Source organism: Brevibacillus halotolerans, assembly GCF_026891775.1.
Lineage (GTDB): Bacteria > Bacillota > Bacilli > Brevibacillales > Brevibacillaceae > Brevibacillus_B > Brevibacillus_B halotolerans.
Map to the genome: position 1 here is coordinate 222097 of NZ_JAPTNK010000006.1, position 15592 is coordinate 237688.

General features: G+C 41.3%; 3 protein-coding genes. All 3 read right to left on the reverse strand.

From position 1 onward, the window contains the following. Positions 1 to 13: 13 nt before the first annotated feature. From O0550_RS10915 to O0550_RS10925, 3 genes are read right to left on the reverse strand one after another with little or no spacing between them, the layout of a single operon-like run. Positions 14 to 1393, reverse strand: coding sequence for a condensation domain-containing protein (locus tag O0550_RS10915; RefSeq protein ID WP_258426299.1), 1380 nt, complete (start codon positions 1391 to 1393; stop codon positions 14 to 16). Between the two features lie 3 nt (positions 1394 to 1396). Continuing rightward, positions 1397 to 5209: an alpha/beta fold hydrolase gene (locus tag O0550_RS10920; RefSeq protein WP_258426300.1), complete on the reverse strand. Its 3813-nt coding sequence runs from the start codon at positions 5207 to 5209 to the stop codon at positions 1397 to 1399. 5 nt (positions 5210 to 5214) lie between these two features. Then, entirely contained in the window at positions 5215 to 15552 is a 10338-nt protein-coding gene (locus O0550_RS10925; RefSeq protein ID WP_258426301.1) for an SDR family NAD(P)-dependent oxidoreductase, read from the reverse strand. Between the last annotated feature and the right edge of the window lie 40 nt (positions 15553 to 15592).

Genomic DNA, 15592 nt, shown 5'->3' on the forward strand with positions numbered 1-15592 from the left:
TCTGGTTTCTTCTCTATTTCTCAACCGCTTGAAGGTATGAGCACAAGGTGGAAATTTTCACCTGATCATCTTCCATAACCGAAGTGATGAATGTTATGAAAATACGACTTAGCTTCTCTATCGTTTTTTTATCAAAAATATCAGCATTATATTCAAAGATAGGTAAAATGCCTTTCTTACGATCTTCTTCCACATACAGCGCAAGATCAAACTTTGAGATTTTCTTTTCTGTATAGTAGTGGCTCATTTGTAATCCATGTAAATTGATCTCGTGTGTGGAATCCCCAAAATGAAACGTTGTGTTTTGTCTAGGCCATTTTTGAATGGAGAAGCAGGTTTGAAACAAGGGAGTTAAACCTGTTTTGATATCCTGCTCTTCCATCATAAGCGTCATAGGAAAATCTTGATAATCCAGACATTGTTTAATTTGTTCATCAACAAAATGCACCAGCTCAGCATACGTGGCATTTTTCGGCATTTTCAATCGCAATGGAATTAGATTGACAAAAACACCACACGTATTATAATAGCTTGTCGATGCACGTCCATACCTAGGTGTTCCAATTACGATTTCTTCTTGCTGTGAATAACCATGTAAAAACGCGAAATATAAGGAGAGCAGAACTCGATCAAGGGTCGTCTCATTCTGTTGACAATAAGCAAAAACTTGATCGCTTACTGTTTTCTCAAGACGAAACGATACCGTCCCTCCTTTATACGTACGAACCTGTGGAAAATCTCGATCTGCTGGAAGCTTCAGGACAGGAAGCTCCCCTGACAGCTTTTCTTTCCAAAATAAACGCTGTCTTTCACCTGCTGGACTTTCCAACATTTCGTTTTGGGCTGCAACAAAGTCTGAAAACTGTTTTCTGATCGGAGTAAGCTCACATTCCTTTCCTTCCAATAAACTCTTGTATAATAATCCAAAATCATCGATTGTAAGAGAAGCAGACCAGCCGTCTACAGCAACATGATGCCACACTAAAAGCAAGATAAAATCATCCTCTGAAAAGCGGAACAATCTAATTCGAAAGGGAGGATTTTCTTCCAATTGAAAGGGGCGGTAGGTTTCCTCACTTAAAAATTGTGTTACAAGCTCTTGTGACCAACCGCTAGCATCCACCACTTCAAAATCCAGAATCGCTTCCTCATATACTTTATGCACCGGCTCCTCCTCCATGAGAAAATTGGTACGGTACATTTCATGTCGCTTGATCACCTGTAAGAAGGCTTCCTTCATGACATCTATATTGATCTTGGAATGTATCCGGTAAAGGATTTTTTCATTGTTTCCATAGGAATCAGGAAGCAGGGCATAATGTTGATAAAATACACTCTGCACTTTTGATAACGGATACGTTTTAATCACCGTTTTTTTCACCAATGTAACCATCCCCTATTCATGTTCTTGTAAATACTGAAGTAGAATGCGATTAAACTCCTCGTAATGAGTGATATTACATCCATGACCACCGTTGATCTCGACTAACGTAGCTTGCGGAATTTTTGTTACTAATTGATTTGTTTGAGAATAAAAGCCCATGATGTCGCGTTTCGCTGATACGATCAATGTTGGCACAGTAATATCTCCCAGGATTTTGTAGGTATTTAATTTACCTTGTCTTTCGATCTCGTTATATTGGAAGGCAACTGGATTTACAAATTTGCTGTCTTGAATCAGTTCATACGCACCTTGTCGATAATTCACATAGAAATCAAGTGCAAAGGCATCCTTTAAGGATTGTTCATCCCATAATTGATTCATGTCGCAGAAACTTGTTACCAATGCTAAGGAAACAACCTTTTCAGGGAATTTCGCTGCAAAGGTCTGGGCAAGCATTCCTCCCCAGGAAGTTCCCACCACATAAAGAGGAGAAGGTATTTGTAAGATATCTAATACCTCACAAACCGTATTTGAAATACCCTGAAACGTAAGATCGCCGTTATCTTCACTTAAACCGACCCCTGGTGGGTGGATAATAATGAATTGACAGTCCTCTCGCAGTTCCTTTATTTGGTAGTACCATTGAGAAGCAGTTAAACCGAAACCGCAGAATAACAGAACCGTTTTTTTCCCTTTTCCACAGATAACCACTTCAATCTGTCGGGAGGTTTGCGTGCGAATTAGTACATGCAGGATATCATTTTCTTGTTCTCTCAATGACTGAACCTCTGTGATAGTTGATGGATGTCTACTGATCGGCTGTCCAGCTTTCATGTTTTTCCAGTAGGTTTTCAAATCTTCTGGAAAAGTAACATGATCACAGCATATTCTCGTTATGACACTAGCTGTTTCTTCCTCTTGTTCTGCACGCAATGCGTTTAGCTTTTGAATTTGGCTCCTAATAGCACGCTCCTCACCATATAACACGATCGTTTGCGTGCTGTGTTGTGATAAGATATGGTCCAGTGCTACTAATCCTTCGGTACTTGGCAATACAGATAACCCTGTTGAAGCACTCATCATTTGTAACAGGTCTTCCTGAAGCTGCATTCCACCGTCTGCCCATAGTGGCCAGTTAATCGTAAAGGTTTGGCCGCATCTCTTGCCGCTATTGACCAGTTCCTGTCGCTGTAGGGCAAACAAATCCATAGATGCGTTGGCACAAGCATAATCAGCTTGGCCTACATTTCCCATAATGGCTGAAACTGATGAAAAGAGAACGAAATATTCCAATTCATCATCCTCGGTGGCCCGATCTACATTCCACGTTCCGTTCCATTTTGGTGAGAGCACAGCTTGCAAATCATTGGAATCCTTATGAAGCAGTAATCGGTCTTGAATCACGCCAGCACAATGAAAAATACCTGTGATCGGTCCAAGCTCTTCTCTAATAGACTGAAAAGCTTGAGCCGTGTCTGCCTGTATGCATAAGTCTACTTCTATATAACGTACTTCCGCTCCCATTTCCATTAAGCGATAGATCTGTTGCTGTTTCTTTTGATCCAACCGGGAACGTCCCAATAAAGCAAGCTTGATACCCCCCTGCTGTGCCAGATGACTGGCGATTAAATACCCTAAGCCACCTAAGCCGCCTGTAATAACATATACACCATGCTCCATGACATAATGAGATCGGTGGGTAGATCTAGGAGTCATTTCTCTTAGCTGATAAACATACCGGCTTAAGTCCCTACCACGATACTGAATGCTAGCTACCCCTTCATCGTGGCAACGTGCCTCTTTTTCCAGCAAGACTGCGATTTCATGTGCAGGCGTCTTATTCAAATTCTCAAAATGAATGATTTGACTGTGTATTTTTGGTTGTTCTAGGTAGGCTGTCCTGAGCATTCCTTCTAAAGCTTCAGCGTATTGATCTACTTCACCTGAACCAGCGACAATCTGAATGAGAATGTCCGTTACCGGTTTTTGCTGTAACAGTTCCTGAATGTGCAGAAGACATTCCTTGCACTTAGCTTGAAATTGATCAATCAGGTCCACCCCATCGGATTTCAAGGCAAACACATTCTCACGCTGCATATGTCGCTTCAATTCAGCTTGTAGGTCCCTATCATCATGAAATAAAAGAACAACTTGCTTGCGACTGATAGCGGAAGAACGAGCTTCCTTGAGCCCTAGCTTTTTCCAGTGTCGATTAAAATAAAGCACGGTAGCTTGCTCAGCTTGTAATTTGCTCGACAGAGGCGACACAGCTATTTCTTTTGTATCCACTTTAGCTTCCGCTATAAAAGCTTCTCCCCAATTTTCCCGCAAATATTCAGACAGCTTGGCGACTGTTGAATATTCAAATAATAGAGTTGGATAGAGGGGTGCATCTACCTTTTTCTCCAAGACTTTGACAAGACTTAGTAAATGTGTTGAGTCTAATCCTAATTCATAAAAGCCTGTATGCAACGGGATGTCTTTAGGATTTGTTTGTAGTACGGAGGCGATTTCTTGTTGTAGGTATGAGTGGATCAAATCCGCACGTGATTCTGACGGTTTAGCGGTACCATGTTTTGTCACAAAAACTGGTTCAAAATGATCTAGCAAATATTGCGATAGACGTTCTACTGTCGAATATTCGAATAGCAGCGTCGGGTACAGAGCTGTCTTTACTTTGTTCTCCAGGACCTTTACAAGCCCTAGTAATTGCGTAGAATCTAGTCCCAGCTCATAAAAGCCTGTGTTCGTTTGCACGCTCTCTGCATGTATTTTCAGCACGTCTGCTATTTCCTGCTGTAAATATCTTTGAATAGAGGCTAGTTGAGGACTCTCTCTTCCTTGGTGGATGGTCTTTGTTGGCTGTATCATCTCACTCTGTTCAACTGCATGCGCAATGGAATGAGTCTTTGCGATGTCACTAATATGCAGGGAGCGTGTTTCTGTTAATTTTTTTATAAGCTGTGGCTCCCTAACTCGTTTTACAGTGAATGTATTATATTCGGCTAATATATCACCTCCTTCATTAAAAATAGTAATATCACGAGATACAATATCTGGGGCAGATGATATCTTTTCTTGCGTTTTTGTCTGCTCGGTGTACGTATAAACCTTATTTGGCAAAGGCTTATAGATACAAAACCGTTCAAGCATAAATGGTATATAAGGCGTATTCTCTTGAAAAATATTGTATTGCATCCCCGTCACCATAAAAGACGCTCCAGCTAAACATGATCCATCTAAAAAAGCGGCATGGGCATAAAATTGATCGAGGTAGGATTCTGCTAGGCTACTAAGTCTAAGCTCCATTAATTCCTGATTCTTCCATTGATACACCGTGCCTTCCGTTTTCATGAAAGTATCATGGAAGATTTTCGTCTTTCGCACTAAATCGTACATTTGATCCATATCCCACTGCTTGGTGGATTGCTTCATGAAGGCTTGCACATCGAATGCTTGGGAGTTATTCCTATTATTCATGACATACATAAAGCATTCCATGTTTACTTCCATTTGCTGATCAATAATCACGTCATCTTTTATTTTTTGGCTGGTGATCGTCACTTTCCAGTAAGAATCAATAGGTGTAAACGTAACATAAATATTCTTGTCAAAATCCTCTGATGTCACGATAGGCTGCTTGAACAAAACCTGTCTTAACTCTATAGGCTGTTTATCGACATACAGAACCGCTACACGATAAACCATATCCATGAGAGCTAAGCCTGGAACGGCACAAATGCCATGAACACGGTGATCTTGTACTAAATAGTGACTATGATACAATCGCTGTAAAAAAGTCTCTTGTACTTGTGTTTGCTTCATCTCATTTATTCTCCCCTACGCTCCACTCGGATCGGCTTATAATAGGCAAGGTTTTCCTCGGTTCGTTTGTTATTTTGTTCATGTTCTCCTATATTAACTGCCTCTAGCCTTCCTTCTGGCCAGTATCTTCTTCTTTGGAATAATAGGTTTGGATTGATACTTTCCAGAGGTACTCGATGTGTTCGGGGAATACCTTCATTACTCACAATGATATGAGCATTGTTTCCGCCCAATCCAAACGCACTAATTCCTGCTCGCAAAACAGCATATTTACTTGTCCATTTCATTGGCTCCTGCACGATAAAAAATGGTGATTCCTCAAAATGAAAACGTGGATTCGGGTGTTCACAATGCAAGGTGGCAGGAAGCTCCTCATGAACAAGCGATAGCAATACCTTAATAAAACTGGCTACCCCTGCAGCACTCATCAAATGCCCGATGTTACTTTTCACACTGCCCACACCACAAAATTGCTTTTGCATCGTGTGCTGCTTAAATACTTGGGTCAAAGCTTTTAATTCAATCGGGTCTCCAATTAAAGTGCCAGTACCATGTGTTTCCACATAGCTTATGGTCTCAGGGTTTATTTTTGCATCTACAATCGCTTTTTCAATCAATTCTCTCTGCGCCTCTGGATTTGGAGTTGTAATGCCCATTGTGTTGCCATCATTATTAATCGCTGAGCCCTCAATCACGCCATAAATTTTATTGTTATCTCGGATGGCTTGCTGTAGAGGCTTTAAAATGAGGACTCCGCAGCCTTCTCCTAGACCTATTCCATCGGCTTCGGCGCTAAAGGTTTTGCAACGCCCATCCGGGGATAATACATTAGCTGCACTCATAGCAAGATAAGGTGATTCATCTAATAGAATGTCTACTCCCCCTGCTAAAGCAAGCTCACTCTCTTTATTTTGAATGCTTCTTACAGCAAGATGAATAGCTGTTAATGAACTTGAGCAAGCCGTGTCAATCACCATGTTAGGTCCTTTAAAGTTATATACATGGGCTAAATGCGCTGCAATGAAGTTTTGCCCGGTCCCCACAATGGTATCCTTCGTGCTTTGATCCAGCTTTTGAGAAAAATTGCTAGCTCTCGAACCTACAAAAACTCCTACTTGCTTATTCCACAGTTCCTTTTCCTTGTAACCAGCATCAAGAAGCGCTTCTGCACTCACCTCTAACAATTGTCGTTGCAATGGATCAATTTGGGTGGCTAAGGATTTTGAGATATGGAAATAATCAGGATCAAAATCCTCAATTGAATCTAAGAAGCCTCCCCAATTCCTTTTCGTTTTTCCTTCGGTGTAATCGTGTAAGGTGTGTAGCTTTTTACTATCCCAACGAGATTTTGGTATTTCACGAATACTGTCCTTTCCCGCCATTATATTTGCCCAATATTCTCTTGCATTCTTCGCATCTGGAAAATGACAAGCTATGCCGATGACAGCAATTTTATCCGTATGATTCAGCTTATTTTCATGTTCATCGATTACATCGGATCGTTCTGATTCTGCGACGCGCTTATGTTCAATCATAGGTGTTACATGAGTCTTTTTTCTTTTGATTGAGAATAATGTCGCTACTACATCTGGGTAGGTTTCGATCAAATAGGCAGCCAGACGTCCTATTGTTGGATATTCCAGCAGGATAGAAGGATCTAAGGCCACAACCTTTAATTCACGATCCATTTTCGTAATAATTTGTGCTAATAAGATAGAATCCATGCCATATTCTTGAAATAGGCTATCAGCATCCAACTGGGAAGCATCTAGCATGAATTCCTTTGAAAATAAGGCGAGTAGCCACGCTTGAGTTTTCTGCATTAGCTCGTCGTGAGCAAATTCCTCGTTAGTCAGGATTTCTTGCTTTCCCTGAGCATGCTGTTCACCAGTAGCTTTTTTCTGTGTTTGCATAAGCGTTTCTGGCTTCCAAATTGCCTCTTGAATCATAGCGGGAAGAATAACCGGTCCCAGCTTATTAGCTAAAATCTGATCTAGGAGGGAAAGCCCTTCTTGATTTGTCATACTGAGCATTCCAGATTGTTCATAAGCGCTACTTTTCACTTCTCCCATACCGGTCTCTTTCCAGCTTGGCCATTGAATGCTCACAATTGGGCAGGAATGAGCATGAGCTTCACTAAAATAGTCCATATAGGCATTCGCCATCGCATAATCGCTTTGACCCGCTCCTAAGCTAGGAACAATGGCAGAAACGGATGAAAACAATACAAAGAATTGTAATGGCTCTTCTTTGAGACTGTTGTAGAGTATGTTTAATCCTTGAATCTTAGGTTCTAGCACTTGATTGATTGTTTCTAAGGATTTTCGAATAAATGCCGGGTTTTCTAGATCTACAGAGCCCGCACAATGAATAACCCCGCCTATTGGCCCCATCGTGCGTTTCACTTTCTCTACACTACTGCGTACCTCATCCTTGTCTGATAAAGCTATGGACAATACTTGGATTTGGGCTCCTAACTGTTCCAATTGTTCAATGGTTCTAATTTTATGAGCTGTAGATGATTGTTGTTCCTTATATAAATCCCATGCTTCCCGCGGCGGCAGCGATTCCCGCCCAGTTAGCACAATTTGCTTCACACCATAGTTTTCCACAAAATGCCTTGCACATAATAATCCGAGTCCTCTTGTTCCTCCTGTAATCCATAACACATGGGTAGACGGGAAATTCTGCTTTTGACTATTTTCCATTTGGCTGTGTTCTACATCCAGATAAGCACGGTATCGCTGTCCATCCCGGTAACAAACCTCCACATCCTGACTTTCTGCAAATAGCTCCTCGACGATTTGATCTGCTAGCACATGATCCTCAAGATGTCGTTCTACATCCATGTGTCTTGAACAAACATAGCTGTATTCACTTTGTAACGTACGATACAATCCAACGCGTGAAGCTCCTGCTACATTTATTGAGCCATTTTTAAAGGATTCCAGTCCTTTTGTGACACATAAAAGCACGATAGCTTCTTTTTTTCCTAGCCCGATTATATGTTGAAGTGTAAATAACCAACTCATATCGGTCTGATTTGCAGCGCCACATCCAGCTAGATCAATAATACCCGCATATTTTTTCCACTCTTCTTGTGATTGGTCTAGCTTTCGTGGCATTTCATGCATATTTATGATTCGTGTATTTGTAATACGTTCGGAGATTCGCTTCGCTAGCGCCTCTGTTTCATTCGTTGTTAAAATGGCAATGGTTCCATGTAATTCCTTCGTTTTATTTACGCTAGCTAGCTTCCAATGCTTTGTGACAAAGCAAGCCGCATGTGATGTTATTTTGCTGTGATGACTTGATTCCGTTAAGGCCTTTACAAAGGTAGATGCTGAACCCTTGCGAGATGGAGAAATCCAATATGGTTCTTTGGCAAAAGGATAGGTGGGCAAGCTTATTCTCCGGGGCTTATTTTCTCGATATAATTCGTTCCAGTCTATATTCAAGCCCTTTACCCATAAGCGTAGTAATTTTGCATATTTTTTACGCTCTATCCACTTTTGAACTGCCTCTTGTAATTCTTCATCGGCAAGAAAGATAGATACTGTCTCTTTATTTTGTTTCACTTGCCCTTGGTACACATTTTCTATATTCGCTTGATTATTACACAGGCCCCTAAGCTTCTCTTCAAGCTCACCGATAGATTCCACAATCATTCCTAGACGTTCTTCCATTGCCTCTCTTCCTGTTTGTAACGTATACGCTATATGTGGCAAATCGCGATCGGTATAGGCTTGCTCCTGAAGTGCAGCCAATAATTGGTTACCCTGCTCCTTCAAGCGTTCTTCATTCTTGGCAGAAAGAACAATGATGACAGGATGGTTGTCGTGTGAATCGCTAGATTGAGCTTCTTCGTGTGGGATAAATTCCTCCACGATTACATGTGCATTTGCTCCTCCCGCTCCGAAGGATGATATACCCGCAATCCTGGGGCATTCTTGGGCTACCCCATTTATTTCGATGACAGGTCTCTTCCATTCACTGAGCGTTTGTTGAACCGTGAAGGGAGTTTTGGCAAAATTGATATTTGGGTTTAATTCCTGGGCATGCAAACTTGGAACTAGCTGCTGATGCTTCATTTGAAGAATAATTTTTGTTACCCCTGCTATACCTGCTGCGGCCTCTAAATGACCAATATTACTCTTCACAGAGCCAATTGCACAGAAGTTCGTATCTTGCGTATCTTTACTAAAGGCCTGCTGAAGGCCTGTAATCTCTATTGGGTCTCCTAATTCCGTCCCAGTGCCATGAGCTTCGATATAACTGATCGTTCGAGCATCTATACCTGCTTTCTCCATTGCTTCTCGTACAAGCTCACCCTGGGCTACTGGATTTGGTACTGTATACCCATTGGTTTTCCCTCCATGATTAATACTCGTTGCACGGATTAAGGCATGAACCTGATCACCATCTTCAAGAGCTTTTGAAAGAGGCTTTAATAAAACCGCACCTACCCCTTCCCCAGGAACAAAACCATCGGCAGCTTGTCCAAAGCTTTTGCATTTTCCTTTTGCAGAAAGCATTTGTTGGCCACATAATTGAATGTAAGTAGATGGATGTAAATATAGATTAACCCCGCCGGCTATAGCCATGTCACATGCTCCATGACGAATATGCTCACACGCTTCGTGTATAGCTGTTAGAGAGGAGGAACACATCGTATCGATTGGCATGCTTGGGCCTTTTAGGTTAAGTAAATACGATACTCGATTTGCAATAGAACTAAATGAAGTATACGGAAATAACTCCTCCCCCTGCTCCCATAGCGGTGGACCGTATAACTGGAACCCTGTCTTCGTAACGCCAGCAAATACACCCACTCGTCCCTTATGTCGCGATGCTAGTAGCTCCTTGGTATATCCTGCATCCTCTAGAGCTTCCCAGCAAGTCTGAATGAATACACGTTCCTGCGGGTCCATATTCATTGCTTCACGAGGTGAGATAGAAAAGAACAAAGGATCAAAGCTAGCGAAATCTTGGAGAAAGCCACCCCATTTGCAATAGCTTTTTCCCTTAGCAAAAGCGTCTTTTCGATTCGGATCATAGAACGTTTCCGTTGACCAGCGCTCCTCCGGGATTTCTACGATACAATCCTTTCCCTGAGCAAGGTTATGCCAGAATTGTTGCAAAGTGCTTGCCTGCGGATAATGACCACTCATGCCAATGATCGCAATCGGTTCAAGCTGATCTGGCGTGTTTTGCTCCATGGGCACATAGCTAAGTAATTGTTTTATTTGATTACTAGTGATTTGTTGACTCGGTAATTCTTTTATCATACCTTGGTCTGGTGCTGGTATCTGTGTCTCAATCTTCCGTGTCTGAGCTAATCCTGTCCATTCCAGACACTGTTCCAGATATTGTTGAGTAAAATATTGCGTTAATTCTTGTACGGTTTGATATTCATAGAAAATCGTTTTTGAGCATTCCCCAAAAATGCCTTCCAGCTTTTGATTCAGCTCCATAATGACCAGTGAATCAATTCCATATTGATCTAAAGTCTCGAAAGCATTAATTTGGTCAACACTTATCTTCAACTGTTCCCCAAGCAGACTTTTCAATTTCATCTGGGTTCTTTCCTCTAGAACAGCCTTATCGATCTGAGCAACAGCTTGCTTCATTGTAGTCTCCATTTTCATCGCTTGCTTTGTCGTAAAATAAGACCTGAGCTTAGGCACATCTCCCTGTAAAAACACCAATCTATTCCTTTTAGCTGTAAACATTTGATAGATATTTTCAATGCCAGTTTTAGATTCAATCCCAATCATACCGGTACTATTCCGTAACATTTTTTCCGTTTCCAGGTCAACATGCATACCGCCTTCCTTCCAAAGCGGCCAGTTAATGGAGTAGGTCAGACCCTTACGCTGATCTGCATACGCCAGTTGATTCCGATACTCAGCGTAGTTGTCCATAAACGCATTCCCCATCGCATAATCTGCTTGTCCGGGATTGCCTATAGCCCCTGACATGGATGAAAATAAAAGGAAGAAATCCAATGGAATGTCTTGGGTAGCTTCATCCAAGTAAATGGTTCCTGCTACTTTGGGAGAAAGGACGTTTATTACCTCATCCGTATTTTTCTTCAAAATATAATTATCTTGAATGATTCCCGCACTATGAATAATCCCATGTAGACTTCCAATCTGTTCCTTAATTTGTGTAACCAAGTTCTCTACTTGATCTTTCTTCGTCATATCAGCTTGTATATAAATAATTTTGGCACCTAATGATTGCAGTTCCTGTAACTTCGCTGTTTTCTCTTCCTTCCATTCAGACCTGCCAGTGAGAATTAACGTTACATTTTTGCTTTTTTGCACAATTTCTTCTGCAAAAATAAGGCCTATTCCGCCAGCTCCACCCGTTATAAGATAGACGCCCTGATCCTTCCAAGGAATCATAACGGCTTTCGCTACGTCTTCGCGTTCCTTCCAACTAGCGACCCACCGTTTGCCTTTTTCATATCGAATATGCCTGTCTTCAGGATATTGCTTTTCATTGATTATTTTTTCAATCAGTTCGGTGTGGCTGACTCCTTGCTCGATTTCAATCATTTGTCCAAGAATTTTGGGATTTTCCAATCTGGCTGTTTGCAATAATCCTACAAGTCCAGAAAAAACCTGCTGTTCTCCTTGATAAGAGCCAACAATTTGAATCAAAACATTCCCTTTTGGTTTGGACTGAATCATTTGCTGTACGGTTTGAAAAGCTTCTACAGCATAACACTCAAACCTTTGTTCGAGCCTGGTCTTATCTGAATGTAACGGGATAAAAGTAATCCCATTTGATTGTGCTACTAACTGAGCATGTAAATGGGCAAATGGTTCACCAAGCATGACAAGGTGCTGATCGTAATTAGGTACGTGCTTTTTTTGAATGATTTGTTGTTCCTGCCAGACTGGCTCAAGAACTATCTTGTTGATCGGCCCAACATTTTTAGGCTGATTATCCTCTTCTTCTGGTATCCAATAACGCTCCTTTGCAAACGGATAGGTTGGAAGAGGGATTCTCGAATAATGATTTTGTAAAAATAATGGCTCAAATTCTAACTCATAGCCTTGCGTATACAGGGACGCCACGGTAGACAAATGTTTTAGATAAGCATTGGCATCTGTTTCAATCTTTACTTTTTGAATGCATTGATTCCCATATTGCTTCATCGCTATTTGTTCGTGCTGTCCCTTTTTATCGACAACAGAAGCATATACCCCAGTTGCTTCCCCTGTTTCTATCCATTTTTTTAAGACATCCACCAGCTCATTCTGCTCATGCACAACACAAGCTAGACGATGAGTACAGTGTTTTCTTCCCATGAGTAATGTATAACTCATATTGCCATAATCAATCTGATCCGTATGTTCACAATACTGGATGAGTTGTTTCACCTGTTGATGTAGCTGATCTGCTGTACGAGCAGATAAAGTGATTACATAGCCTGGTTTGAGTTCAGAACTCTTCTTTACATATGGCGCTTCTTCAATAACCATGTGTGCATTTGTACCACTAAATCCAAAGGAGCTGATGGCGGCGCAACGCTTCATGCTTGGTTTCACAGACCAATTGCTAAGCTTGGTATTTACATAAAAGGGACTTTCTTGGAAATTAATATTCGAATTACCGTTCTCAAAATGCAGTGTTGGTGGAATTTGTTTTTGCTGTAAGGACAACAAGATTTTAATAAGTCCTGCTACCCCTGCCGCAAAGGTTAAATGTCCTATATTACTTTTTATTGATCCGATTGCACAATAATTTTTCTCATTTGTATAGTTGCTAAAGGCTCGTGTCAACGCCCTATATTCGATGGGGTCACCAAGCTTTGTTCCTGTGCCATGCGCTTCAACCATTTGGATGTGCTGTGGATTAATTTGAAACGTATCATATACTTCTCGCTCTAAACGTTCCTGGGATTTCGCGCTGGGTGCTGTAATTCCATTGGTAGTTCCATCTTGATTAATAGCTGAGCCACGAATAACCCCATAAATATGATCACGATCAGCTATCGCATCTGAAAGTCGTTTAAGTATAACCACCCCTGCTCCTTCACCAAGCACAAAGCCATCAGCACGCTCGTCAAATGTATAGCAGCGGCCTGTAGGAGATAACATTCCAGCACGATTTGTAAATTGATAGATTCCCGGTGTTGATTGGATGAATACGCCACCCGCTATGGCCATCTCCGTTTCGTTTGCCCATAAACCCTGACAGGCTAGATGAATGGCTACTAGAGAGCTTGAGCATGCTGTATCTACAGCGATGGCCGGACCCTGTAAGTCCAAATAGTAAGCAATTCGTGCCGGAATGATGGAATTAGCCGTACCCCAGAAAGCCTGCGGTGGTGGATTATGGCCAAGTAGCTGTTGGTAATCATTCGCACCGCATCCTACGTAGATGCCGCATTTTTTCCCTTGAATACCTGCACCAGCATATCCCGCATCCTCTAGGGCCTTCCACGTTTCTTCTAAAAAGATTCGTTGCTGTGGGTCCATATATTCAGCCTCAGAGCCTGAGATATTGAAAAAAAGTGGATCAAACCGATCGATATGGTCTAAGAAGCTGCCTTGATGACAGTCGCTCATACCCTGCTTATCATATTGAGATAAATCCCAGCGAGATACTTCTCCGACTAAATCGCTGCCACTAGCAAGATGCTTCCATAAATCTTGGACTGTTTCTGATCTTGCGAATCGCCCACTCATACCAATGATAGCTATATCCGTTTGATTTCTTGTATTTGTAACACCACTGTCAGATTCAGCTTTGCCAATTGAAACAAGCTGAGAAGTCATATCTTCTTGATATTTTGTTTCCTTTGCCAGCATCGTGATTGGCGTTGCATCCTGTTCTATATTTTTAGATAACGGCTGCATGATGACCGTTTGATACTCCGCAATAATATGCGAAGCTAATAAAGTGACTGAGCTATAATCAAATAACGTAGTCGTATCCAATGTAATATGCAAGGCTTGATTAATTGCTTGTACCAGCTTTACCCCTGTAATGGAATCTACTCCATAATCAGAAAACGATTCATGCTGATCAATCATGTGAGCATCAATTAGTAGTGACTCTGAAAGCTTTTGAATAATTGTGTTCCTAACAGAATCAAGCATTTTAGCTTCGATTTCCTGATGCTCTGTAGAGGCAACTCTTTGTTGGTTGGATGCCGCAGGCTTTCTCTCATTTCTTTTTTGATCCGTGCTTGCTTGTTTTTGAAAGTCTTGTTTGTATCGTATAAGTCCATCACTTTTGGCAGAAATAATTTGTTGACCCAGCTCCTGTGCATCAATAGCCGGAAATGAGACAAAGGTAAAGCCTTCTACTGTTAATGCCTTTTTCCATCCTTCTGCACTTATCCCTGGGCAGCCTGGGATTCGCAGTTTCGCATCTTCATATAGCCACCAGCCCTCTAGTAGCCCAAATGTAAGATGATGAAATAATGTCTTCTCTGTGATTTCATTTATGACAATGATTCCATTTTTCTTTAACAAGGCTTTGGCATGTCTTAGCGTTTGATGGATGTTGGGAGTTGCATGCAAAACATTGGCAGCGATGACCACATCATAACCACCTATATCTACCTTCTGCTCGGTGACCGATTTATTGATATCTAGCATTTTAAAGGTTAAAAAAGGATGGCTAAGCTCATATTCCTTTGCTCCATGCATGAGAAACGCTTTAGAAATATCCGTATAGCAGTATTCCTGAATGTAGTCGTGATAGGGTGTTAATGTTTGTAAAACGCTAGCGCTTGTACCTCCTGTACCAGCTCCAATTTCTAATATCCGAAGCTTCATATTGGATTTGCGATCTATCTGATCCTGTACATAAGAAATGACGGTATGAGCTAGCACATTATTAAAATAATCTGCCATCTGATTATGTTTATAAATTCCCTCAACCAGTTCCATAGAGGAATGAGGAAACATGATATCGGTAGCTTTTTTTGATCCAGTCAAAATATCGGGCAATGCACGTAGCATTGTTTCAGCTAATAGTACCTTCGCCTTTATGCTACTGTCCTTCATCCACTCACGCTTCTTACTCTCCCACTCGTTCCATAGTAATTCCTGAGCCACTAGAGCTTCGCCACATACGTGAAATGTTTCTTCCGTTTGTTTGATATACTGCTCCTCAGCCAAAAAATCTAAACTTACCTTCAGCCATTTATCATAAAAATCCGGTAATTCGGTTTGCGCTTGAAAACGAGAGTGAGAATTACTTGAGAGTAAACCCATATTTGACAATTGAGCCATCAGTAGCTTCAGCAATAATCCCTGCATTACTTCCATTTGTTGTTTCTCTTCATATATTTCTTTACGTTGGAATGCTTGCATGTTCATCTCTCCACACATCAAGATTCGATAAGCTAGAAAC

Bases quoted from the DNA above. Each gene is read 5' to 3' on its own strand.
- O0550_RS10920 (WP_258426300.1), bottom strand. From the start codon at position 5,209: ATGAAGCAAACACAAGTACAAGAGACTTTTTTACAGCGATTGTATCAT.
- O0550_RS10915 (WP_258426299.1), bottom strand. From the start codon at position 1,393: ATGGTTACATTGGTGAAAAAAACGGTGATTAAAACGTATCCGTTATCA.
- O0550_RS10925 (WP_258426301.1), bottom strand. From the start codon at position 15,552: ATGCAAGCATTCCAACGTAAAGAAATATATGAAGAGAAACAACAAATG.